Annotated in this window: 22 protein-coding genes; 15 read left to right on the forward strand and 7 right to left on the reverse strand. The window is 65.9% G+C overall.

Annotated features, from left to right (window positions below; translation table 11 throughout):
* Positions 1-243: 243 nt before the first annotated feature.
* The 3 genes from MWU77_RS12400 (at position 244) to lipB (ending at position 2,294) form a co-directional block, all read left to right on the forward strand.
* Complete coding sequence (locus tag MWU77_RS12400) at positions 244-936, forward strand: TetR/AcrR family transcriptional regulator C-terminal domain-containing protein (protein ID WP_169688974.1); 693 nt, start codon at positions 244-246, stop codon at positions 934-936.
* A 10-nt stretch (positions 937-946) separates the two neighbouring features.
* Positions 947-1,549 carry a phosphoribosylanthranilate isomerase gene (locus tag MWU77_RS12405; protein ID WP_169688973.1) on the forward strand — a complete coding sequence of 201 codons (603 nt, stop codon included), beginning with the start codon at positions 947-949 and terminating at the stop codon, positions 1,547-1,549.
* Between the two features lie 76 nt (positions 1,550-1,625).
* On the forward strand, positions 1,626-2,294 hold the full coding sequence (lipB, locus tag MWU77_RS12410) for a lipoyl(octanoyl) transferase LipB (protein WP_169688972.1): 669 nt from the start codon (positions 1,626-1,628) through the stop codon (positions 2,292-2,294).
* 33 nt (positions 2,295-2,327) lie between these two features.
* Here lipB and MWU77_RS12415 read toward each other — a convergent pair whose 3' ends face one another.
* Positions 2,328-3,269, reverse strand: coding sequence for an alpha/beta hydrolase (locus tag MWU77_RS12415; RefSeq protein ID WP_247273830.1), 942 nt, complete (start codon positions 3,267-3,269; stop codon positions 2,328-2,330).
* A gap of 81 nt (positions 3,270-3,350) precedes the next feature.
* Here MWU77_RS12415 and MWU77_RS12420 point away from each other — a divergent pair, with 81 nt between their 5' ends.
* Complete coding sequence (locus tag MWU77_RS12420) at positions 3,351-4,562, forward strand: macrolide family glycosyltransferase (RefSeq protein ID WP_374229858.1); 1,212 nt, start codon at positions 3,351-3,353, stop codon at positions 4,560-4,562.
* Between the two features lie 15 nt (positions 4,563-4,577).
* On the opposite strand, the gene MWU77_RS12425 is transcribed toward MWU77_RS12420, so the two are convergent.
* Entirely contained in the window at positions 4,578-4,988 is a 411-nt protein-coding gene (locus tag MWU77_RS12425; protein ID WP_247273832.1) for an SRPBCC family protein, read from the reverse strand.
* 197 nt (positions 4,989-5,185) lie between these two features.
* Here MWU77_RS12425 and MWU77_RS12430 point away from each other — a divergent pair, with 197 nt between their 5' ends.
* Both MWU77_RS12430 and MWU77_RS12435 read left to right on the forward strand, forming a co-directional pair.
* The gene (locus MWU77_RS12430; protein WP_247273833.1) at positions 5,186-6,493 is read left to right on the forward strand and encodes an alpha-hydroxy-acid oxidizing protein; all 1,308 of its coding nucleotides are present in this window, start codon (positions 5,186-5,188) and stop codon (positions 6,491-6,493) included.
* Between the two features lie 15 nt (positions 6,494-6,508).
* Positions 6,509-7,507, forward strand: coding sequence for a 2-dehydropantoate 2-reductase (locus MWU77_RS12435; protein WP_247273834.1), 999 nt, complete (start codon positions 6,509-6,511; stop codon positions 7,505-7,507).
* Positions 7,508-7,516: 9 nt separating this feature from the next.
* Here the strand turns inward: MWU77_RS12435 and MWU77_RS12440 are convergent, their stop codons facing one another.
* Positions 7,517-8,128, reverse strand: a complete 612-nt coding sequence (locus tag MWU77_RS12440) for a DUF305 domain-containing protein (protein WP_169688967.1) — start codon at positions 8,126-8,128, stop codon at positions 7,517-7,519.
* Positions 8,128-9,690, reverse strand: a complete 1,563-nt coding sequence (locus MWU77_RS12445; RefSeq protein WP_247273835.1) for an LVIVD repeat-containing protein — start codon at positions 9,688-9,690, stop codon at positions 8,128-8,130. The genes MWU77_RS12440 and MWU77_RS12445 overlap by 1 nt, the downstream gene beginning before the upstream one ends.
* A 250-nt stretch (positions 9,691-9,940) precedes the next feature.
* Between MWU77_RS12445 and MWU77_RS12450 the strand changes: the two genes are divergently transcribed.
* The 4 genes from MWU77_RS12450 to MWU77_RS12465 all read left to right on the forward strand — a co-directional run bounded on the left by MWU77_RS12450 (position 9,941) and on the right by MWU77_RS12465 (position 15,792).
* On the forward strand, positions 9,941-10,906 hold the full coding sequence (locus MWU77_RS12450) for a pirin family protein (RefSeq protein ID WP_169688965.1): 966 nt from the start codon (positions 9,941-9,943) through the stop codon (positions 10,904-10,906).
* Positions 10,907-10,975: 69 nt separating this feature from the next.
* Complete coding sequence (locus MWU77_RS12455) at positions 10,976-11,119, forward strand: hypothetical protein (RefSeq protein WP_206040140.1); 144 nt, start codon at positions 10,976-10,978, stop codon at positions 11,117-11,119.
* 52 nt (positions 11,120-11,171) lie between these two features.
* Positions 11,172-14,426, forward strand: a complete 3,255-nt coding sequence (locus tag MWU77_RS12460; RefSeq protein ID WP_374229859.1) for an arabinosyltransferase domain-containing protein — start codon at positions 11,172-11,174, stop codon at positions 14,424-14,426.
* A gap of 67 nt (positions 14,427-14,493) precedes the next feature.
* Positions 14,494-15,792 carry a glutaminase gene (locus MWU77_RS12465; RefSeq protein ID WP_247273836.1) on the forward strand — a complete coding sequence of 433 codons (1,299 nt, stop codon included), beginning with the start codon at positions 14,494-14,496 and terminating at the stop codon, positions 15,790-15,792.
* 4 nt (positions 15,793-15,796) lie between these two features.
* Here the strand turns inward: MWU77_RS12465 and MWU77_RS12470 are convergent, their stop codons facing one another.
* Positions 15,797-16,627 carry an SDR family oxidoreductase gene (locus tag MWU77_RS12470; protein WP_169689318.1) on the reverse strand — a complete coding sequence of 277 codons (831 nt, stop codon included), beginning with the start codon at positions 16,625-16,627 and terminating at the stop codon, positions 15,797-15,799.
* Between the two features lie 288 nt (positions 16,628-16,915).
* Between MWU77_RS12470 and MWU77_RS12475 the strand changes: the two genes are divergently transcribed.
* The 4 genes from MWU77_RS12475 to crcB all read left to right on the forward strand — a co-directional run bounded on the left by MWU77_RS12475 (position 16,916) and on the right by crcB (position 19,051).
* On the forward strand, positions 16,916-17,773 hold the full coding sequence (locus MWU77_RS12475; protein WP_240959568.1) for an alpha/beta fold hydrolase: 858 nt from the start codon (positions 16,916-16,918) through the stop codon (positions 17,771-17,773).
* 252 nt (positions 17,774-18,025) lie between these two features.
* On the forward strand, positions 18,026-18,205 hold the full coding sequence (locus tag MWU77_RS12480; RefSeq protein WP_247273837.1) for a hypothetical protein: 180 nt from the start codon (positions 18,026-18,028) through the stop codon (positions 18,203-18,205).
* Between the two features lie 43 nt (positions 18,206-18,248).
* Positions 18,249-18,683, forward strand: coding sequence for a CrcB family protein (locus MWU77_RS12485; RefSeq protein ID WP_247273838.1), 435 nt, complete (start codon positions 18,249-18,251; stop codon positions 18,681-18,683).
* Positions 18,683-19,051, forward strand: a complete 369-nt coding sequence (crcB, locus tag MWU77_RS12490; protein WP_281499317.1) for a fluoride efflux transporter CrcB — start codon at positions 18,683-18,685, stop codon at positions 19,049-19,051. The genes MWU77_RS12485 and crcB overlap by 1 nt, the downstream gene beginning before the upstream one ends.
* Before the next feature lie 392 nt (positions 19,052-19,443).
* Here crcB and MWU77_RS12495 read toward each other — a convergent pair whose 3' ends face one another.
* Positions 19,444-21,753, reverse strand: coding sequence for an ATP-binding protein (locus MWU77_RS12495; RefSeq protein WP_247273840.1), 2,310 nt, complete (start codon positions 21,751-21,753; stop codon positions 19,444-19,446).
* A gap of 264 nt (positions 21,754-22,017) precedes the next feature.
* Here MWU77_RS12495 and MWU77_RS12500 point away from each other — a divergent pair, with 264 nt between their 5' ends.
* Positions 22,018-22,971, forward strand: a complete 954-nt coding sequence (locus tag MWU77_RS12500) for a LysR family transcriptional regulator (protein ID WP_169688959.1) — start codon at positions 22,018-22,020, stop codon at positions 22,969-22,971.
* 36 nt (positions 22,972-23,007) lie between these two features.
* Here MWU77_RS12500 and MWU77_RS12505 read toward each other — a convergent pair whose 3' ends face one another.
* Positions 23,008-23,706, reverse strand: coding sequence for an SRPBCC family protein (locus tag MWU77_RS12505; protein WP_169688958.1), 699 nt, complete (start codon positions 23,704-23,706; stop codon positions 23,008-23,010).
* Positions 23,707-23,722 lie beyond the last annotated feature (16 nt).

Genomic DNA, 23,722 nt, shown 5'->3' on the forward strand with positions numbered 1-23,722 from the left:
TCCTCTTCAGGGGTGCGCAACGGCGTCGTCGCACACGGGATCTTCAGCACGGCCTGCGGTGAACGGCGGGGCTGTGCCGTGCGGAACCGGATATCCGATTGAGAGAATACGGTATTAATTCCCGCATGGGAAGAATAACTATCCGCGTTCATCGCAACAACGGGCATACAGGTCAGGGAGCTGAAACAGCGTGACGGTAGGAGAGGGATCCTGCGGAGTGGCCGGAGATCGTAGGCTTGCCGGGTGAGCAGCGAGGAGATCGTCCGCAGTGCGGGCACGCGACGGCGCCGTGGCCGTCCGAGCAAGATCAGCCGCGAGCGGATCGTCTCCGCGGCACGATCGCTTGCTCCCGACACGCTCACGATGCAGGCCGTGGCAGACGAACTGGGGGTCGACCGGAAGGCTCTCAACTACTACGTCAGCGACCGGCAGGGCCTCCTCGAGTTGGTCGCGCTCGATGTCTTCGAATCCGCGATCCGCAGCGTCGACACACCGGAAAGCCAGGACTGGCGCCAGGTGCTGCGATCCTGTGCGCGAGCAATGAAGGAGGCGCTGACGGCCGCAGGCGTTCTCATCGTCTACGTCAGATTCGATGGAATGACGGATCTCGGCGCACTCGCGACTGTGGAGCGAATCATGGAACGCCTGGTGCACGCAGGATTCGACGCCGAGGAGGCGGGACGTGTGATCACTCTCCTCGCCGTGATCGCGCATGCGTCGGCACGAGAGGACATCGCCGCGGCGTCGGGTGCCGCAGATCCGCAGGTCGACAATGTCGTACGAACGGTGGAAGCCGGATCTACCGGCGACCTGCCGCTGCTTCACAGGTTCGCGTTGAGCCGTGAAGCGCAGTCCCGCGCCGTCGAACAGTTCGAGTTCGAACTGGACCTCATCGTCGACGGGTTGGACAGGCGCCTCGAGGAGCGCGCGAGATGAAAGGTGTGGGATGACGTTCATCAAGATGTGCGGGCTGCAGGACGAGTCGACGGTCGATCTTGCCGTAGAACTCGGTGTGGATGCAGTCGGTTTCGTGTTCGCCGACAGTCCTCGCAAAGTGTCGGCGGAGCAGGCCGGTCGGTTGCGGACGCGGTTGCCCGCGGGCACACTCGCGGTCGGAGTGTACGTGCGGATCCCCCTCGACGAGATCATCGCGACGGCGAAGACCGCAGACCTCGAGCATGTGCAGGTGCACGATCTCCGTTCGGCCGACGACGTGCGCGTCCTGCACGACGCGGGGCTGACGGTGATTCGCGCGGTCAACTCGGGTGGCGCGGAGTCGCTCTCCGACGACTTCGGCGCCGACCTGTTGCTGGTCGACGGCGCGATCGCCGGAGCCGGGAAGACCTGGGACTGGCAGGACCGCAGCGCTCTGCCGTCGGGCCGGTGGGTGCTCGCGGGCGGCCTGAACGCCGGCAACGTGGCGCGGGCACTGGCGACCTCAGGTGCCTGGGGTGTGGATGTGTCCAGCGGTATCGAGTCGAGCCGGGGTGTCAAGGATCCGGAGATGATGAGAGCATTCGCCGATGCGGTACGAGGTGCCGGGAAATAACGGGACCGTCGGCGCGGTCGCTAAAGTGGCCGGGTGTGGCCGTCGAGGTGGCCCACGGATCGAGTGAGAGCGGAACATGAGCGAGAAACTGTTGGTCGATCGTCCACTTCATCTCGTGGTCGACGAGGACCCGGTCGACTACGACGTGGCGATGGCGCGAATGCAGGAAATGTACGAGGAGCGCCGCGGGTCGCAGCGACCCGACACACTCTGGTTGCTCAGCCACCCGTCGATCTTCACGGTCGGAGCCCGGACGAAGCCCGAACACCTCCCGTTGGACGGCAGCATTCCGGTCAAGGAGACACGTCGCGGCGGCCAGTTGACCTATCACGGTCCGGGCCAGATCGTGGGATACCTCATCGTCGAGCTTCGTGCGGGTGAGGGCGTCGTGGACTATGTCCGCGAGGTCGAGCACCGCCTCGTCGACGCGCTCGACGCGTTGGGAGTTCCTGCCGAGCGGCGCGACACCCCGCGGGGCGCCGACCTGCTCACCGGGGTGTGGACGAAGAAGACCGGCCGGAAGATCGTGTCCATCGGGATGCGGTCCGGCCGCGGCATCACCACCCATGGGTTCGCGCTCAACGTCGAAGGCGACATGCAGCCGTGGCACCAAGCTGTCGCATGCGGACTTCCGGATGTCGAGATGACCAACGTCGAAACCGAATTGGCCGAGATCGGGCTCGCCTCCCCGGGGCTCGAGAAGGCGCGTGCCGCGTTGGCGGCGGCGTTCCAGGCCGCATCCTGACACCTGCGAGTTACCGCACGCTGCTCCAAGGGATTACGAGGGGACCTGCTGTTCCGCATCGCTGATTCCGAGCCGTTCGAGCATCCACGCATCGATACCGCGTCGCGCCGTCCGGGCAAGTGCGAGCGGATGGCACGTGAACCCGTGTGGCGCCTCGGGATAGATCCGGAGCTCGATGTCGTTGCCTGCTGCGGACAGTCGGCCGGCCATCGCGAGGTTGTCTTCCAAGAGCACGTCCTCACGCCCGACCACCATCAGGGTCGGCGGTAGGCCGTGCAGGTCTGCATAGATCGGGGAGATGTCCGGGGCGGTGCGGTCGGCGACGTGACCGACGTAGGCGCGGAGGAAGTACTCGTCGGCGATCAGGCGCCCGGCGGGGGTCTGCGCGCTCATGTCGTAGGTACCGAACTGCAAGGCGGCACCCGCAAACCCATCGGCAACTCCCTTGTCTCGAAGCCGGATCAGGGTGGTGAGGGCGAGCGATGCGCCCGCCGAACGTCCCCCGATGATCAACCGTGACGACCCGAAGTGGGACGCTGCATTCTCGACCAGCCATGCCGCGACCGCTTCGCAGTCGTCGGGGGCGGCGGGCCACGGGTATTCGGGTGACAGTCGATATCCGACACCGACGACGACAATCTCGAGATCATCGGCGAGTTCGCGGTTGGACACATCATCTCTGGCCGCGGAACCCATGTAGAAGCCACCGCCGTGGATGTTCAGATAGACACCGCGGATCCGACCGCTGACAGGAAGCGTGATCCGTACCGGGACGCGAAGGTCGTCGCGATCGACCGTCTCCTCGAGCGCCGGTGGTTCGGCCGGCGCCGGAGCAGGGGTCCTCGCCCGTATCTCCGTCAACTCGTCGAAACTGGTGGGGCCATGCCCGGAAGGTCTCGAGGCGTAGAAGTTCCGGGCTTCGTCGAGCTGATCCACGGGCACGACTGCAGACAGGGCTTCCAGGTCGAACCGCATGCAGTCTCCTTGCATCTCGGTGATGGGGTGTGACGAGTGTATGCGGCGATCGACCGGCCCGAACTCGGTGATTTTATTCGGATGCGTGAGCCCGGAGCGCGGGTTACCCTCGCGTCCATGCCCCTTCGTTGCGCTCACATTGCAATGGTCGGTGTCCCCGCCGTCAGCCACGTCCTGCCGAGTCTCGAGATCATCCGCGAATTGGTTGCCCGTGGTCACCGAGTGACATACGCCAACGACTCGGCAGTGTCCGGGCTGATCGAGGGCGCCGGCGCAGAATTCGTTCCCGTGTCCTCCGAATTGCCGGTGGCCGAAAATGATTGGCCCGACGACCCCATCGCGGCGATGACCCTGTTCCTCGACGATGCGATCCGGGCACTCCCCCAATTGCATGCTGCCTACGACGATGATCAGGCGGACCTGTACCTGTACGACATCGGCGCCTACGCTGCGCGTGCCCTCGCCGAATCGCAGGATAGACCCCTCGTGCAGCTGTCGCCGACATTCGTCTCCTGGGAGGGATACGACCAGGAGGTCGCGGCCCAGCTGTGGGAACTGCCGGGCGCCGACGCATACCGGTCGAAGTTCTCACGATGGCTCGCGGAGTGCGGGGCAACCACTACCGACGTGGATGTCTTCCCCAACCGTCCCACCCGTGCTCTGGCGTTGATCACGCGGGCGATGCAGCCGCACGCCGACCGGGTCGACACCGACACCGTGACCTTCGTGGGCCCCTGCTTCGACCTGCGCGCAGAGCCCGACGCCTGGACTCGTCCGGTCGACGCGACGAACGTGCTGCTGATCTCGCTCGGCTCGGCATACACCCGGCAGCCGGAGTTCTACCAGCAGTGTCTGGCGGCCTACGGCAATCTGCCCGGCTGGCACGTCGTACTCCAGATCGGCAAGTACACCGATGCGCGGGAACTCGGCGACATACCACCCAACGTCGAGGTGCACTCCTGGGTTCCGCAGCGGGCCATTCTCGAGCAGGCGGACGCCTTCGTCACCCACGCCGGCATGGGCGGCTGCGGCGAAGGACTGCTGGCGGGTGTGCCGATGATCGCGGTGCCGCAGGCCGCCGAGCAATTCATGAACGCCGACAAGCTCGTCGAGCTTGGTGTTGCCCGCCGCATCGACACGGAGGAAGCTACGCCGGAGAACCTGCGGGCCGCGTTGGTCGATCTGGTCGATGATCCGGAGGTGCGCACACGTTCGGCGCAGCTGCGTGCCGACGCGCTGGCAGAAGGAGGTACCTCGCGTGCCGCCGACCTCATCGAAGACATGTTGTCCTGAACAGGCGCGGTGCGCCTACCGCTCCAGGAGGTCGCGGAGGCGTTCGAGATCCTTCGCGACCGTCGCGGTGTCCCTATCGAACTCTTCGTCCGACAGGTCGATCTGGCGAACGGTGAAGAGAATCTCGGAGCCGTTCGGGTGCGCGAGTACGCGCACCGGGTTGTTCACCGTCGTACCCGACGGCAATGTGACGTCGTGGTCGAGTACACCCAGGTCGTTGTGCGGTGTGAACCGCACTGTGACACGACCCATGGGAGAGTCCACCACGAGGGTGCCGCCGTCGCGCTCGACGTGACTCTGCGCCAAGCCCGATGCCCACCGGGGCAGGTTGTCGGGATTCGCAGCGAACTCGTATACCTGTGCGGGCGGACATGCGATGACCTGACTGACGTGGCGGCTGCGGAGGGTGTTCGGATCGTTGCTCATGAGCGAAACGCTATTGCTCTGAACGGCGGTTGTCTTCCCCCAGGTCGAGGCAGCCGTCCGGAACGATCAGTTGCAGAGCAGGAGAATTACTCCGGCGTTCCCACGTGCATGCCACCACATTCGGAGGATCCCGGTTCCCTGATCCCCCGTTGTGGGGAAGGATTCGGTGCACCACCGTGCTCGAGAGAGGGGAACTCGTGACCGAAACCGCTGCTGCCGCAGCCGCCGGGCCCGGCCGTGACCGTCAGGGCACCGTCTACCGCGACGGCGCGCTCGGCCGTAGGCCTGCGGTGCCCACGGCATTCGGCGATCTCGAGCGCGCGGCACAGCGCGCCAGCTCGACGCGCGCCTGGGCGTATGTCGCGGGTGGTGCAGGTGAGGGCCGCACGATGCGTAACAACCGTCGCGCGTTCGACAGGTGGGCGATCGTTCCGCGCATGGCGCACGGCGTCACCGAACGAGATCTGAGCACCACCGTCGTGAACACATCGTTGTCGTCGCCGTTGCTGTTGGCTCCGGTGGGTGCGGGTGCGCTGATAGCCCCCGACAGTGATCTGGCGATCGCGCGGGCCGCGGCGGCGACGGGTGTGCCGTACATCTTCTCCAACCAGGGCTGCAACCCGATGGAGGACTGTGCCGCTGCGATGGGTTCCGCGTCCCGCTGGTTCCAGCTCTACTGGAGTTCCGACGAAGAACTCGTCGACAGTCTGCTGCATCGGGCCGAGGCGAGCGGCGCCGAGGCGGTCGTCGTCACATTGGACACGACGATGCTGGGGTGGCGTCCGCAGGACCTGAACCTGGGGTCGTTGCCGTTCGCGCGTGGCGAGGGCATCGCGCAGTACACGTCGGATCCGTGTTTCCGCGACATCGTGCGGCAGCGGATCGTCGCGGCCCGGGACATGGTCACCGAGCGACCCGACGTCACGCTCGGTGCAATCCGCACTCTGATATCGATGACACGCAACTATCCGGGCAAGTTCCTCGACAACCTGCGCTCCCCTGTGCCGCGCGCTGCGGCCGAGACCTTCCTCGACATCTACTCGAATCCGGGACTGAGCTGGGAGCACCTGGCGACACTCCGCGACCGGACGAGACTGCCGATCGTGCTCAAGGGGATTCTGCATCCGGACGATGCGCGCCGGGCCGTCGACCTGGGGGTTGACGCGGTCGTCGTGTCGAACCACGGCGGACGTCAGATCGACGGCTCGATCGCGTCGCTCGATGCGCTCCTCGAGATCCGGGCGGCGATCGGCCGTGAGCCGACACTGCTTTTGGACAGTGGAATACGCACCGGCGCGGATGTATTCGTCGCGCTCGCACTCGGTGCCGACGCGGTGCTGCTCGGCCGCCCCTACATGTACGGGCTTGCGATCGCGGGGCAACGCGGTGTCGAGGAGGTGATCCGCAACGTGGTCGCCGAGTTCGATCTCACGATGGCTCTGACCGGTGCGCGTTCGATCGCGGATCTCGACGAGCGTTTCGTACGGCCCAATCCATCTTTCTGACAGGAGTTTCGGTAGATGCCCACCATTGTGGTGTACGGCGCGGGAAGTATCGGCTGTTATATCGGGGGACGGTTGGCAGCGGCCGGTGCGGAGGTCGTGTTCGTGGGGCGGAAGCGGCTCGCCGACGAGGTGCGTGAACACGGCCTGCGCCTGACCGATCTCGACGGTGCCGACATGCACGTCGACCGAGTGGAGTACCGGACCGAGCCGGACGTCGTCGCAGACGCGACACTCGTGTTGGTCACGGTGAAATCGTCTGCAACCGAGGAGGTATCCGAAACGATTGCTCCCCTGCTGAACGACGCCGCCGTAGTGGTCGGCCTGCAGAACGGGCTGTCCAATGCGTCGGTGTTGCGGGAGCAGATCGACCGGCCGGTGCTCGCGGGGATGGTGCCGTTCAACGTCGTGGCACAGGGCAACGGGTGGTTCCACCAGGGATCCGAGGGTGGCATCGAGGTCGAGGACAGCGGCCTGCTCGCCCCCTACCTGAGCCTTTTCGATGTGGCCGGACTACCGCTGACCGTCAGATCCGACATGGACGCGGTGCTGTGGGCGAAGCTGCTCCTGAATCTGAACAACCCGATCAACGCACTGTCGGGTCTGCCCCTGAAGACCGAACTGTCGCAGCGTTCCTACCGTCGTTGTCTCGCTGCGGCGCAGCGCGAAGCCCTCGCCGTAGGGAAGGTTGCGGGACGCATCGCGGCGCGCCTCACGCCGCTGCCGCCGGCATGGATCCCGCGTCTACTGACGGTGCCGGACATCGTGTTCCGCAACGTTGCGTCGTCGATGCTCGCGATCGATCCGCTCGCCCGATCGTCGATGTGGGAGGACCTGGAGGCCGGTCGTGTCACCGAGGTCGACTGGATCAATGGCGAAGTCGTGCGGCTCGGCCGTGAGTACGGCGTCGCGACACCGGTCAACGACCGGCTCGTCGAACTGATCCGCGACGCGGAGCGCGGTGGCCGCCGGAATTGGTCGGGTCCCGAACTGCTGGCAGTGCTCACTGGTTGCTGATCGCGTGGATCACGACCGTTCCGCGAGAAGTATCGAGATGAGCCCGGCCTCTTGGCTCTGTTCCTGCACCATGCTGCGCGCCATACGGTCGACGGGACCGCTCGCGAGCAGGGCGTCGGCGGTCTGCGCCATCTCGATGCCGCCGAGGTGGTGGAGGTGCATAAGCTGCAGGAACAGCACCTCGGCGTCACGTCCGGTCGCGGCCGAAAGTGCGTCGAGCTCGGCGGTGGTCGCCATTCCCGGCATCGACTCGTCGGGAACGGCGCCGCCGTGGGTGTGTCCGGGCGTTTCGTGCCACGACATGGGTTCGGGATTCGTCGGTGGTGCGTCGGCGAGCTGCAGCCAGCCGGTGAGGATCCCGATCTCGGTACGCTGGGAGTCGCCGATCTGCCGGGCGAGTGCAGCGACAGCCGGGTCGACATCCGGCGACAGACGCATCGTCATGGCCAGGGCCTGCTGATGGTGTTCGGCCATGTCCTGTACGAACCCGATCTCCACGGCATCGAGCACCGGTTTGACCCGCGACACCTCGGGCACGATCAACGGACGCAGCGCCGCCCCCACGACCAGCAGGAGCAACGCCAGCGATCCGAATCCGGCGATCTGGACCGTCCTGCGCATCAGGATCCGATCGTGGTCTGCTGATCGGCGGGCGGCGTGTAGACGGCCGGGTCGAGTTGCAGCGTCAGGAACCCGTTGTCGGCACATGTGACCCACAGTTCGTTGCCGCGCCACGCGGGCGGCGAGACGCACCAGTCGGACGACAGGTCGCCGCCGAGGACCATTCCGGTCCGGTCGCTCAGTGCCTCGGCCGGATCGAACTGCCCGGCCGCGGCGGACTGCGCGACCGCGGGCAGGCCGAGGACGGGAACCCCAATGATCGATAGCAGGGCGTGCGACGAGTTGGGACGTTCGTCGGCGCGGCCGGTGAACGCCGGCGGGTTGTAGTAGGCGATCTCGCGCACGTCGAATGGATCGCTGACATCGAACACACGAATACCCGAACCGAACCACCCGCACGCGAGAGCCGTAGGATTCGCGGGGCGGTCGGCGCTGCAGTAATGCGCCTCGTACGAGAAGATCGAACCGCCCATCGCGGACGCGACCTGGCTGTCGATGTTGTCCGGCAGATTGATCTCGAGTTTGATCGAGTTCACGACCTCCGGGGATGTCTCGTCATCTATGTCGATGAGTTTGACTCCGCCGGAACCGCCTTCATCGATGGTGAAGAGGTAGGGCCGGCCGTCGTAGGTGACAGGAATGCTGTGCTGGGTGGCCCAGCCATCCGTCCACGACATCTGCGATATCTGCGGCACCGTCGGTTCGGGATCACGTCGCTGTACTGCACTGGTGTCGAGGATCGTGAGGCCGCCGAAGTTGTTCGCCAGGTACATCCGGTTGCCGTCGGGGCTGAATCCGAATCCGTGCGCGGAGATCCCGGGCCAGCCCTGCCACACCACTCGAGGGTTCGTGGGATCGGAGAGGTCGACGGCGCTGACCACACCCTCGTTTCCGGTCGACCAGTAGGTCATCCCGTCCGGAGAGAACCCGCCCTCGTGGGCCGTGATCGGCAGTGGCATGTGGAGGCTGCTTCCCGGCCCCGGGTTGAGCAGTCGAGGGTGAGCGCAGTCGGTGATGTCGTATACCGACAGGAGCCCGGCTCCGAAGTTCGCGGGAACACCGGTTCCCACCAGCAGTTTCCGTCCTTCGTGGACCTTGAGGCTCTCCCATGTGCCGGCGAGCATCGCGGGCTCGGTGAGATTCGCGCTGAGAGTCGGTGCGGCCGGGTGGGACACATCGACGACGCGCACCCCCGCCGAATCTCCGATCAATGCGGACGGGAACACCGATCCCATGTAGGCGCAGTGGCCATAGCTCGCCGAGACAATTCCGGAGCCACCGCCATCGAACCCGCCGATCTGTGACATGTTGCACCGGTACCCCTCGGTGCTGCGGCCGCTTGCTCGGTCGTCCGCCGGAACATCGCCTTGCAGACCGGTTTCCGGATGTGACCCCGATCCGCACTCGGCACGACCGGCGGCGACGTCGTGGACGTCGTACTTCTCGAGTACCGGCATCGTCGGTGCGACCGTAGGGCCGGCCGCGGCCACACCGCCGAGGCAGGTGGCGAGTACCGTTAAGGCGACGGCAGACGCCGATCGCCTGCGTGTTCTCGTCCGCATGTGTTCTCTTTTCGAATCGTCTGTCCCCCGGCATCCGGGCGGAGTGGCACGGGCACGCCGCCCGAATGTACCGGCGTGGGTCGAAATGTCCTATGGGGTGACCGGTTGGTCTTCGGTGCCGGCACCGAGCACGGAATCGAGCTGGAAGGTCAGGGGCACGCCGGTGTAACGGTCCTGGGGTGGGGAATACTTCTCGGCTACCCGTGTTGAGATAGTTGATAAATCAACTATATGACTCCGAGGAGAGCTAATGCCTGCCGTGAGCGTCGACAACGTCCTTGCGCTACCGCGCGTCACGGAACCCGCACAGGGTGCCGTCGCGCGACCGGTCCTGTCGGTGACCACCGCACCCACCGGTTACGAAGGCGAAGGTTTCCCGGTCCGCCGCGCATTCGCGGGTGTCGGCCTCGAGCACCTCGACCCGTTCATCCACATGGATCAGATGGGCGAGGTCGACTATGCACCCGGAGAGCCCAAGGGCACACCCTGGCATCCGCACCGTGGCTTCGAGACCGTCACCTACATGATCGACGGGACGATGGAGCATCAGGACTCGAACGGGGGCGGTGGTGTCATCAGTGGCGGCGACACCCAGTGGATGACAGCCGGCGGTGGTGTCCTGCACATCGAAGCCCCGCCGGAGCAACTCGTCGTGACGGGCGGACTCTTTCATGGCGTGCAGCTGTGGGTGAACCTGCCGAAGAGCGACAAGCTGGTGGCTCCTCGCTATCAGGACATCGCCGGTAGCAAGGTAGCGCTGCTCTCTTCCCCGGACGGTGGCGCACTGATCCGCGTCATCGCGGGCGAACTCGACGGCCACCAGGGTCCCGGATCCACCTACACTCCGATCACGTTGCTGCATGCCACCATCGCGCCCGGTGCACGCGTGACGCTGCCGTGGAATCCCGAATTCAATTCGCTCGCCTACGTTCTGGCCGGGAGTGGTCTGGTCGGGAGTGAGCGGCGTCCTGTGCGCGAAGGTCAGCTGGCAGTGTTCGGGCGTGGTGAGACGATCACGATTGCCGCAGCCGATACCCAGGACTCGCGTACAGCGTCGGTCGAAGTATTCATTCTGGGCGGCAAGCCGATCCGTGAGCCGGTCGCGATGGCCGGACCGTTCGTCATGAACACGAGGGCGGAAGTGATCCAGGCCTTCGAGGACTTCCAGGCAGGTCGTCTCGGTTCGATCCCCGCTGCCCGTGAAACAGTGGACTGAACGCCACTGAGGCAGCGGAGTGAGGACGTCGTCTCGGAACGCTTCGTCGGTGCGATCGGTGAGCACGCTGTGATCGACTCGGTGCATCCCGACGAATCCATCGAAGTGCTCCGTGAGGAGACGTCGGGTTACAAGATGATGGCTCAGATGATCTTTCTTGCGGACGAAGTGCGGCCGTCCGAGACCCGTACCGAAACGACTTCGGCGCGGTGAAACGGCACGGTGAAATAGGGGCAGGCCCCCATCTCGGATAGCATCGCGTGGCGTGAGTGAGGCCAGTACGACCGAGGACCCCGTCCGACCACCGGCAGTCGAGCCGTCGGCGACCCGATCCGAGGTGACGCGAGCCCGGCTCATCGCCCTGGTGGGTGCGCTGGTGGGCATCGTCGCCGCGTTGGCGATTCCGTTCCTTCCCGTGACTCAGACGCAGGGGACGCTGAGCTGGCCGCAGGACGGCAGCGCGAGTGTCACCGCGCCGTTGGTGTCGTACGCGCCTGTCGAACTGGATATCACCATCCCCTGCGCGGTCGCGGGGGGCGCCGAAGGCGCGACCATCGTCTCGACCTCCCCGCAGGGTGCGCCCAACGCCGAGCGGTACGGGCTCGTTGCACGGGTCACGACCGGTTCCGACGCGCGCCCGGCCACCCTCGAGGTGATCGCACGCAACACCATGCTGCTCTCGGTGCCCGTCGACGAGCTGGGCACCGGCTGTGCGGTCACGGTGAACTCGACCCCCACCCGCACGGTTGCTTCGGTGACCGGCGCGGGCGGCTCCGACACGGAACAGGTGTTCGATCGTGACCTCCGCCCGCAGATGGTCGGAGTGTTCACCGGCCTGACGGGCGAGCTTCCCGCCGGACTCTCGGTCGACGCGACCCTCGACACCCGCTTCACGTCGTCCCCGACCTACCTCAAGCTCATCGCGATGATCGTCGCGGTGCTCGCCACGGCGCTGTCGCTGTGGTCGTTGCACCGCCTCGACACCACCGACGGCCGACGTTCCCGTCGCATCCTGCCCGCATCGTGGTGGTCGTTCCGCCCGGTCGACGGCGTTGTGGTCGGTACTTTGCTGCTCTGGCACATCATCGGCGCGAACACTGCAGACGACGGCTACCAACTGGGTATGGCCCGGGCGGCAGGCGAAGCCGGTTACATGGCCAACTACTTCAGGTGGTTCGGCGTACCGGAGTCGCCGTTCGGCACACCCTTCTACGACGTGCTCGCGCTCATGACCCACGTGTCCACGTCGAGCGTCTGGATGCGACTGCCCGGCCTCGTCGCAGGTCTGCTCGCGTGGTGGGTGATCAGTCGCGAGGTCGCGCCGCGGATCGGCGCCGCGGTCCGCCGGAACTCGATACCGCTGTGGACCGGCGCCTTCGTCTTCCTGGCGTTCTGGCTGCCGTTCAACAACGGCCTGCGTCCCGAGCCGATCGTCGCGACCGGTGTCCTGCTGACCTGGTGCTCGGTCGAGCGCGCCATCGCCACCCGGCGACTGTTCCCCGCCGCGGTGGCTGTCCTGATCGGCGCCGTCACGGTCACTGCGGGCCCCTCCGGCATCATCTGTTTCGCGGCACTGATCGCCGGCGCGCGGCCGATCGCCCGCATCATCCTGGCGCGGGGTCGAGAGTTCGGCTTCTTCGTCGTGCTCGCACCGATCGTCGCAGCGGGGGTCGTGATCCTCGCTGCCGTGTTCGCCGATCAGACGCTCGCCGCGGTGCTGGAGATGCAGTCCGCGCATGTCGTCGGCCCGAGTGTGCCCTGGTTCCAGGAATACCTTCGCTATCAGTATCTGCTGCAGATCACCGTCGACGGCTCGCTCGCGCGGCGTTTCGCGGTATTCACCATGGTGTTGTGCCTGGTCACGGTCATTCTGGCGCTGATGCGCCGCGGTGGCAAGGTACCCGGCGCGGCGCAGGGGCCGTCCCGGCGAATCGTGGGCATCACCCTCGGCGCGATGGTGCTGATGATGTTCGCCCCCACGAAGTGGACGCACCACTTCGGGATCTATGCCGGCCTGGCCGCCTCGGTGGCGATCGTCGCGGCGGTCGCCGTGGGACCGATGGTGCTGCGGTCGCGCCGCAATCGTGCCCTCTTCGCCGCTGCGGTGCTGTTCACGCTCACGATGTCGTTCATCGGCCCCAACGGCTGGTGGTACGTGTCGAGCTACGGCGTGCCGTGGTGGGACAAACCGCCGTCCATCGCAGGGTTCGGGTTCTCCACCGTGTTCTTCGGCCTGACAGTGCTCGCACTGCTGCTCGCGGCGTGGTGGCACATCCACCCCGTCGCCTCCAGACGCACCGATACACCCTCACGACTCTGGTCGATTCCGCCGCTCACGGTCGCGGCCGCCGCAATGGTGCTGTTCGAGGTGCTCTCCCTCGCGAAGGGCGCGGTGTCGCAGTACCCGGGCTACTCGGTGGCCAGGTCCAACATCGATGCGCTCACCGGTTCGGCGTGCGGCCTCGCGAACGACGTCCTGCTCGAGATGGATCCCAACGCGGGAGTGCTGACGCCGGTCAGTGGCGACATCGCGAACGCACTGGTGGCAGGCGGCGGCGATGGTTTCAGCCCCAATGGTGTCGCCGACGACCTGACCGCCGACGACGAATCCGCCGACGCGGGTACCGCGAACACCGTCGACTCCGACAACGACCAGACGGCAGGTGGCACGGCAGGTACCCAGGGCGGTACCGGTCAGGCCGGTGCAAACGGCAGCATCGTCGCGCTGCCGTTCGGACTCGATCCCGCCACGACCCCGGTCCTGGGTAGTTACGGCGGCAACACCGGGAACGTCACCACCGACTGGTACCGCCTGCCCGAACCGGATGCGGCGGGCTCGCGCGGCGACATCGTGTCGATATCGGCGGCCGGACGCATTTTCTCGGTCGACGCCGACGGCACCGAAACCTACGGGCAGCGCATCGAACTCGAATACGGTGTCGCTGAGGGCGACACCGTGCGCACACTCGGATCCACCCTCCCGATCGACATCGGACCGGCGCCGTCGTGGAGGAACCTGCGGGTGCCGCTCGACACCCTTCCCGCGGAAACCGACACGGTGCGCATCGTCGCGCACGACCACGATCTGGCGCCGGAACAGTGGCTCGCGTTCACACCACCCCGTGTGCCGCAGACACAGACGGCGCAGGCCGTTCTCGGCACCGAGTCCCCGGTCCTGCTGGACTGGGCGGTCGGTCTGAACTTCCCGTGCCAGCATCAGATGTTGCACAGCAACGGTGTCGCCGAGATCCCCGAGTTCCGCGTCCTCCCGGACCGCGTCGGCGCCATCTCGACGAACCTGTGGCAGGACCACTACGGTGGCGGCCCGCTCGGCTGGACCGAGATGTTGCTCGGTGGCCGCACGATCTCCTCGTACCTCGACAACGACTGGGACCGCGACTGGGGTTCGGTCGAGCAGTACCGTCCGCTCGACGCGTCGGCCGAGCCGGCGCACATCGACACGGAGGAGAGGACCCGGACCGGGTGGTGGACGCCCGGACCGATCGAGACCTCGTATTGAGTCGGCGGGCGGGGAGTCTCCCGTCGCTTCGCTCGCCCCGAGCGGCCGGGTAGGCCAGAATGGGGCCATGCGGTCCCCGATCCCGGACTACCTGACTCAGGTACTCGATGCATGTGCACCCGATTCCGGTGAGCTCGCCGAATACATCCCGGAGCTGGCGACGGTCGACCCGAATCGGTTCGCGCTCTCCTTGGTGACGGCGGAGGGCGACGCGTACTCCGTTGGCGACCACCAGGACGCGTTCACGATCCAGTCGATCTCCAAGCCGTTCGTGTACGGCCTCGCACTCGAGACCCTCGGGTTCGAGGCCGTCCTCGACCATGTCGGTGTGGAGCCGTCCGGTGAGGCGTTCAGCGAGATCTCGCTCGAGCGGAACACCGGTCGTCCGCTCAACCCGATGATCAATGCAGGTGCGCTCGCGACGCATGCCCTCGTGGCGTCCACCCTGCCGGCCGAGTCCGGTGTCGAGCGGATCCGGAAGTTGCTCTCGTCGTTGGCAGGGCGCGAGCTCGACATCGATGAGAAGGTTGCCAGGTCCGAGCTGGACAACGGTTACCGAAATCTCGCTCTGGCCAATCTTCTTCGCAGTTACGACGTCTTCACCGGTGATCCGCGCGCTGTGGTCGAAGGGTATGTACGACAGTGCGCGGTGCGTGTGACGACCGCCGATCTCGGGATGATGGCTGCAACTCTTGCCAGTGGTGGAGTTCAGCCGCGCACGGGCGAGCAGATATTCTCCAGACCTGTGGTGCGTCAAGTGTTGTCGGTGATGGCAACGTGCGGAATGTACGACGCGGCAGGGGACTGGCTGACGAACATCGGGATCCCCGCCAAGAGCGGTGTATCCGGCGGGATCATCGGAATCCTCCCGGGACAGTTGGGGATTTCGGTTTTCTCGCCGCGCCTCGATTCGCACGGTACCAGTGCTCGCGGAGTCGAAGTCTGCGAACGTCTTTCACGAGACATGAATCTGCATCTCATGGACGCACCCATGGTGGCGCACTCGGTTCTGCGTCGCCGCAGGGAATTCGGAGACGGAGATACCGCCGTCACCCTGCTGGTGTTGCAGGGCGACCTCCAGTTCACGAACGTGGAGACGATCGTGCGCGACCTGATCGACGAACCGATCGTCACCCCGCGGCTCGTGCTCGACCTGGCCCTCGTCCGCTCGGTGTTCCCAGCAGGTAGAAGGGTTCTGCTCGAGATGGTCCGCCGACTTCACCTCGACGGGATCGAGGTGATGTTCATCGATCCCGAGGAACATTTCCCCGATCCCGAGGTCGGCGGCGGTTACCGCCCCTCGGTGCTGGAGTCGATCGGCGAGTTGCCGATGGATGTGCAATGGAGACGCGGGCTGCCTGATTGACCGGTCAGTTCGTTCCTGCCTGCTGAACAGCACGGACCGCGGCGACCACGCCACCGTCGACCAGAAGGTCTGTGCCGGTGATGAAACCGGCCTGCGGGTCGAGGAGGAACGCAGCTGCACCTGCGATGTCATCGGGGGTGCCGAGTCTGCCGGTTGCCGACATGTCCACCATCGATTGCATGCGCTGCCCGGATTCACCGGAGAGTTCCTGCCTGCCCATGGGAGTGGAGATGACGCCGGGGCTGATGGAATTGATTCGCGCCCCGCGCTTTCCCCATGCGGCCGCCGCTGCCTGCACCCGCAGGGCATTTCCACGTTTCGCGACGGTGTACGCGATTCCGGGGTGTCCCAGCTTCTCGGGGTCGAGGAAGGGAAGGTCGAGTAGTTCGGCTGCCGGCGTGACAGCGAGCGCCGTCTCGTGTTCGGAAGGTAGGGCTCCCATGTGGCCGGCCATGCTGGCGATCACGACGCCGGCCCCGCGCGGAGCGATGACCCGGGCGAACTCGTCGAGGACGAGTGCGACACCCAGGAGATCCACTTTCAGGACTGTGTCGATGGGCGCCTGCTCGGGCGACACCCCGGCGGTGTGTGCAACGTGAGTGACGCGTCCGAGTCCGGCCGCAGAATCGGCGAGCGAGGCAACCGAATTGTGATCGGACACGTCGACGACGTGCGTCTTCACGGTGTGGCCCTCGCCGTGGAGGGTAGTTGCGGCGTTGCCGAGGGTTTCCTCGTCGAAGTCTGCCAGTAGAACGGTGCGGCCTGCGCCGAGTCGCCGCGCAATCGCGAGTCCCATTCCGCCGACGCCGATGACGACCAGTACGTCGATGTCCATCATGTTCCTTTCGCGAGATCTGCTGAAGGTCAAGACCGTACGGTGCTGTGGCAGAGGCCACAACGTGATCGGAACGATACTCGCCGATGGTGCTGATGGGGAGATTGGTACTGGTGTGCGTGCTCTGAGAAGCCCTGCTGGCGTGAGTGCCGAACAGTGAGCTACGGTGTCCTGCGGTGTGCCGGAAGTCTGGTCGGCGAGAGATGTGTCGTACGTACGAGAGAAGATCCAAACATGCCGTTCACCTGTGAAGATGCAGCTCTGGTCCGGATCGGTGGGTGACTGGGAATGCTCACCAAGTCCCCGTACCGTTGTCCCGGCGATGACAGCGTCATCCATCACGCGTGTGCAGGAATGCTGTCGCACTGGCCGAGGCCCGTCGACGAGCAGGTAGCACGTACGTCCCTCGGAGAGACCCACGTGCTCAGCGTCGGGCCCGCGACGGGGCATCCGATCGTCGTCCTTGCGGGAGGTGACCTCCCTGCTGCGGGCCTGCGCGATCTGGCCGACTCGTTCGATCCGTCCCGGCGAGTGCTGCTCGTCGACCTGCCCGGCTTGCCGGGGGCCAGCGCATGCACCCGCCCTGAGGGCAACGTCCACGCCGCGTACGGCCGATGGCTCACGGAGATCCTCGATCTGCTGGAGATCGGCGTGGCACCGATCCTGGGGCTCGGATGGGCTGCGTCGGTTGCTGCTGCGATCACCGACGTGGAGCGGGTCGAGAAACTCGTCCTCGCCGCGCCCCTCGGACTGGTACCGCGTGCGCGTTGGCACCGCGCACTGATTCCGGGCCTCCAATGGCGCAATGAGCCGAACTTCGAGAACACCGAGCGTTACCTCCGCGCTCTCGCGGGTTCGGGCTTCGAGCCGGACGAGGCCACACTGCGGTGGTCGTGCCGCGTCGGTGCGTACTGCACGTCGCTGGCGGGGATGCCTCGTATCGGCCGGTCGCTGTGGCAGCGGTGGAACGGCCGCGCTGTGGAGCTCGTGGTGGGAGATCAGGACCCGCTCGTGCAGGTCGCCCCGCTGAGGAAGATCGCGAGCGAGATCGGCGCAACTGTCGAGGTCGTGCAGGGTGCGGGCCGCCTGCTCCCGCTCGAGGCGCCGGCGCTGCTTGCCGAGGAGATGTTCGCGCCGATCCGATGAGTCGGGCAGTGTGCTCGACGCGCGGATCCCTGTGTGAACGTCATGATTTCGCTCACTCATGGGTATCGGGGTCGTGTGCCCCACGCGGTGACCTGTCGGGTCCGCTGCCGCGCGCGGCGATGTGACTCACTTCGCATTCACATCCAAGTTACTCGGTGGTAGACCCGTAACGGACAACCTGTGTGTTCGGGAGCTCCGTCGTGGGCGCTCGGCCGTGCGCACTATCTGGCAGATCCGCACGAAAGGTCAAGCATGCTCTTCAGCGCGATGTTCCCCCTGGCCGGACGCAAGAGTCGTCCCGCACCGGCAGCGTCGTCCACGACGCCGTCGGCGGAGTCGCTGCGCGTGACCGCGTCGGCGCTGCGGGCGTGGGGTGCAGAGGTCGACGCTGACGAGCTCGAGGCCCGAGCTGCGCGAGTGGCCGCTTCATAGTTTCGGCGGTAGGTTCCTACTTCTCACGGGAAGGAACTGACCTGTGGTCGACGACCGAGGTGCCGCCGCATATCGCCGCCCGTCCGCGCTCGCGGCGGTCGCCGTCGGCGGTGCGCTCGGGACGCTCGGTCGTTACTACGCCGGCCTCGTGTTTCCTTCCTCGCCGCACGGCTGGCCGACCGCCACGCTCGCGGTCAATGTCGTGGGAGCCTTTGCTCTCGGTTTGTTGCTCGAGGCTCTGCTGCGAACAGGGCCTGATACGGGTCGTCGATACCTGCTTCGCCTTGCCGCGGGGACGGGCCTGCTCGGCGCATTCACGACATACAGCACCTTCGCCGTCGAAGTGACGACGTTCGGGCGTGACGGCAATCTCGTGCTCGCTGCGTCCTACGCGGTTCTCTCGGTGATTCTGGGCGTCTGTGCGGCGGGTATGGGCATTGCGGTGGGTGCGCGCCTTGGCCGGCGTGGCGCGTCGTGATGTCCCTGTGGGTGGCTCTTGCGGGAAGCCTCGGCGCGCTGGCGCGATTCGTGGTGGACGGGGAGATTCGCAATCGTCGGAGCCTGCAGTTCCCATGGTCGACGCTCGTGGTCAACGTGTCGGGATCGTTGTTGCTCGGGATTCTGATGGGCCTCGTCTTGCTCCACGACGCGGATCGGCGACTCGAAGTCGTCCTCGGCGTCGGATTCTGCGGCGGATACACCACATTCAGCACGGTGAGCGTAGAAACGGTGCGGCTGCTCGAGGAGGGCAGGTACCGCGCTGCGTTTTTCGGGGCCCTGGGGGCCCTTGTCCTCGCGGTGGTGGCAGCGGCCGCTGGATTCGGAGCCGTCCGGCTCATGTCGTGACGGCGAGCGCCCTGAGGGGCGCGACGCCGGGCCACCCCCGACGGGTGCGTTTCGGCCCGGCGCCGCTGGTCTGTTACTCCCGTTGCCGGGATTACCACGACCGTAGGCGAATATAACGGAAAGGTCACGTCTTCATTGCGGCCATTTCCGGTGCAGGCTACGGGGTCCGCCACTATTTCTGCTGGTAGGAGTTGGAATCCGGCAACCGGGAGACCGAACGGTATTCTTTGAAATAAGTGTCTGCCGTCACTTTTTTCGGTGATGATTGCGAGAAGATCACGATCCGGAGGGGCATGTCGGACCGAGTCGGACGCTGTAGACATACGTGCGGCCGACGACAATGTCGTCAGCCGCACGTATGTCGGTATCGGTGGCTCGCGGTGAGCCCGGGCTCAGTCCTCGCGCCTGCTCGGCCACCGCTCGTGGAGGCGGCCGCGCTGGATGGTCGGGCTCGTGCCGGAGTTCTGCGAGCGCGGTGCTGGATCCTGCTGCCACTCACCGTCGACGTCTTGCCCCTGACCACCCTCGTACGGCTGCCCGTGCTGTGGGCCCTGACCGTACTGGGGTTCCGGCAAGTACTGGGCCTCGGAGTTGTAGTTGTACTGAGAGTCGGAGCCGTACTGGGGCTCAGGATCGAACTGCGCCTCAGGATCGAACTGCGCCTCAGGGTCGTACTGCGGGCTCGAGTCGTACTGCCCTGTGTTCTCGGAGAACGAATTCCTCGGCGGCTGCTGTCCTGCGGGCCGTTCGGAAATCTCCTGTGCGAGCGGGTACGGGTTGATCGCATGCTCGGTCTCGGTCGCCGATCGCTGCAGCCGCCGCGGACGGTCGATCTGGTACGTGTCGCTGACAGAGTTGCCCACGCCCTTGAGCAGTCGGATGGGCAGATAGACGCTCGCGGTGATGCCGGCGTTGGTCGTGGAGTCGAATGTCGGGCGCAGGCGCACCGTGATCCCGTTACGCGCAGCGAGGCGCGCGACCACGAACAGACCCATGCGTCGGGCGGCGCCCCAGCTGCCCTCGTCGTCGCTCGAGAGTCGATCGTTGACGTCGATCAGTTCCTCGCTCGGGATGCCGATTCCGCGGTCGGCGATCTCGAGCAGCAGCCCACCGTCGACCGCGCGGGAGAACGCGAATGCGACAGTGCTGTCCGGTGGGGAGGCGCGGAGCGCGTTGTCGAGGAGTTCGGCGACGAGGTGCACGATGTCGGTCACGGAGCTGCCGAGCAGGCTGCCTTCCGGTGCGTTACCGAAATCGACACGCTGGTAGTTCTCGACCTGGGAGACCGCGGCGCGGAGCACGTCGCTCAACGGGGTGTCGGGCACGCGTCCCATGCGCTGACGGGTGCCTGCGAGCACGAGCAGCGAATCGCCGGTGCGTCGCATACGTGCTGCAAGGTGGTCGAGCGCGAACAGGTTCTGGAGTCGTGTGGGGTCGCGTTCTTCGTGCTCGAGCGAGTCGATGAGCGTGAGCTGCTGCTCGACGAGGGTCTTGTTCCGCCGCGCAAGGGTTTCGAGCATCTCGTTGACCTGACGGCGAAGTGCTGCCTGCTCACCTGCGAGGCGGAGCGCACCCGCACCCATGTTGTCGACCGCGCGGGCGACCTCACCGATCTCCTCACGCGTGGTGACGCGGACCGGATCGAGATTGACCGTTTCGATGTCGGCGCCGTTCTTGATCGTCGCGATCGCTTCCGGCAGGCCGACTTCGGCAGCACGGAGGGTGTCGTTGCGGAGGCGTCGTAGCGGCCGGATCAGAGAAGCGGCAACAAGCAGGGCGAGGGCGAGGGCAAGCGTGAGGATGACCGTCACGCCGATGGCCGTTCCCCAGGCGTCGCGCTTGGCCGTGGACGCGAGATCGTCGAGGGTCGCGACGATGCGGGTACCTGCCCCGTCGACGACCTCCTGGTACATGGTCAGGGTCGCGAAGATGGAGTTGCGCAGTGCAGAGACGTCGGTGGACGCGTCGTCGATACCCGCGATGAGGGCTCGTCGCTGGTCCATCAGTCCATTGAGCTGGCTCGCCAGCTCGGGATCATTGACGCTCTCGAGGAACAGCGCGAGCTTGCCCGCCTCGGCGGCCTGCGCGTTGGTGAACATGAGGCTCGCCGCCTCGGACCCGTCCATGAGCGCCCCGAACGCGACGATCTGGTCGATGATCTCCCACTGGGTGTCCCAGGTGGAGAGGAGCAGGCCGGCATCGTCGAGCACCTGGGAGTCACCGGTCGAGTCGACGATGGTGCGGAATACCAGCGTGATCCGGGAGACGAATCCCTGGGCCTGTTCGTGGAGAGCCTCACGCGATACTCCGCCTTGCGTGGCGCTCTGGTAGAGGGCCTCGCCTTCCTGGACAGCGCGCGACACTGCGCCCATGATCTTGGGATCCAGCTCGTTGTCGGCGAGGAACGCGTCGAGCGCCGGCTCGTTCTCGGAGATGATCGCCGCGGCGTTGTCGGTGGGCAGGTGGATCATGTTTGCCAGCGCAGCGCCTGCGACGCCCATGCTCCACTGTGCCAATGTGGGGATGATCGTCACCCGCTCGGCCTGCTCGGAGTAGTGCGTCGCCTCTTGGACGGTGTCGTACACGCGCAGTCCGCCGTAGAGCGAGGCTGCGATGAGGGGCACAGCGACAACCGCCGTGACCTTCTGCCACAGGCGCCAGTTGTCCGGTGTCGGCAGCCGTAGGTTGCGGAAGAGGCTCATGGGGGGTGGGCCTGGCCTTTCTGATCCGTGTCTCACACCGGCCGGGCCGAAATCGGGACCTTCCCCTGAAAAAAGATCGGCAATCTAACACTCAACCAGTGAGATCTGGGCCAGATTAGGGCCGTGTCATGCGTTTATACAAATTGCATGTCCGATTTGGATATCAGGTATTCGATGTAACAGATACCGGACGTTCAGTATGTAACGGGCGACTGGGATAGGATCCCCCAGGCCGAGCAATCCCCCATGAAGAGGAGAAATGCGGTGGAACTGCGTCGAGTCGATCTGAATCTGCTCGTCGTCCTCGATGTCCTCCTCACCGAATGCAATGTGACGAAGGCTGCACGCCGACTGAACATGTCGCAACCCGCCACCAGCACCGCGCTTGCGCGCCTGCGCAAGCAGTTCGACGACCCACTTCTCGTCAAGAGCGGACGAACACTGCGGCCGACGCCGCGTGCACTCGCCCTCGCCGAACCGCTCCGCCGCGTGCTGTCCACCGTGGAACGCTCGATCCTCACTGTCCCCGAGTTCGATCCCGCGACAGCCGAGCGTGCCTTCACGCTCTTGACCGGGGACTACTCGGAGGTGACGCTGCTCCGGAATCTCCTGAGACGGAATCGGTACCGATCACACGGCATCAGGTTCGACATGCACCCACTGTCGATGGCCGGGATCGAGGCATTCCACAGCCACGAGGTCGACCTCGCCGTGGTGCCGGAACAACTTCTCGCCACATCCGAATTCGAACAGTGCCGTCGCCGGGTCGTCCTCCACGACCGATACGTCGGGGTCGTGTGGAGCGGACATCCGTACGCAGGTATCGAACTCACCGCGGATGTGCTCGCCGGCTACCCGCTGCTGTCCTATCTGCAGTACGGCGGCGACAAGAGCCTGAGCCGAACCCTGTCCCGGGCCGGGATCGGTACGAGGCCGTCCGCGACGACCACCAACATCGCGGTGTTGCCGTACGTGCTCGAGATGACCGACCTCGTGACGATCATTCCCGAGCGCATGGCACGGCGGATCGCCGGTGTGGCGCAGCTACGGATCCTCGAACCGAACTTCTCGCTGCCCGCCGTCCGTGAGTGGGCGGTGTGGCACGAGGAGTTCGACGACGACCCGGGCCACCGCTGGCTGCGCACCGAATTGTCGGTGATCGCCACACCCGATCTGGCTGCCGGACTCCACACCACACGCCTCTCCGCGGTGACCTGAAGGTCTTCCGGTCACCGCGGAGAGCGAGCGGTGCGGTCAGTTCGAGCGCTTGCGGAGGATCACCACGAGGATCACCGCGAGAATTGCGGCGATCCCCACGACCGGCGCGATGCGTTGCACGGCGGAACCGCTCGCATAGTGCATGAGGTCGAGCGGCTCGGCTTCGGGCTGCGCCGCCGGTGCCTGCGGCTTCGGTGCGCTCGCCGGTGCCGAAGGAGCGGTCGACGGAGCAGCAGTCGCCGGAGTGGAAGCGCTCGCGCCTGCGGCAGGAGCCTCCTCGGGCTCGGCTGCTCCCGGGCCGAGCTTCTCGGACAGGCACGCTGCGAACTGTTCGAGGATCTTGCCGCCGACGTCCGAGATCATGCCGCGGCCGAACTGCGCCGGCTTGCCCGTGATGGTCATGTCGGTGGTCACGGTGCCGTCGGTGTGGTCGCCCTCGCCGGTGAGCACGATGGTGATGGTGGCGCTGACGGTTCCGTTGCCCCTCGCGTCCTTCGCGTTCGCTTCGATGACTGCTCGCCTGGCCGACTCGTCCTTCTCGACGTAGACGCCGGTGCCCTTGTACGTGAGCGCGACCGGGCCCAGCTTGACCTTCACTGTGCCGGTGAAGGTGTCACCGTCCACACCGGTCAGTGTTGCCCCGGGCATGCAGGGAGCGACCTTCTCCGGGTCGAGCAGCGCGGCCCACACCTCGTCGACGGGTGCCGGTACGGACAGCTGGTGTTCGAGTTGCATCGATTCTCCTGCGTCG

Origin of the sequence: Rhodococcus sp. F64268 (assembly GCF_023015605.1) — a bacterium.
GTDB lineage: Bacteria > Actinomycetota > Actinomycetes > Mycobacteriales > Mycobacteriaceae > Rhodococcus.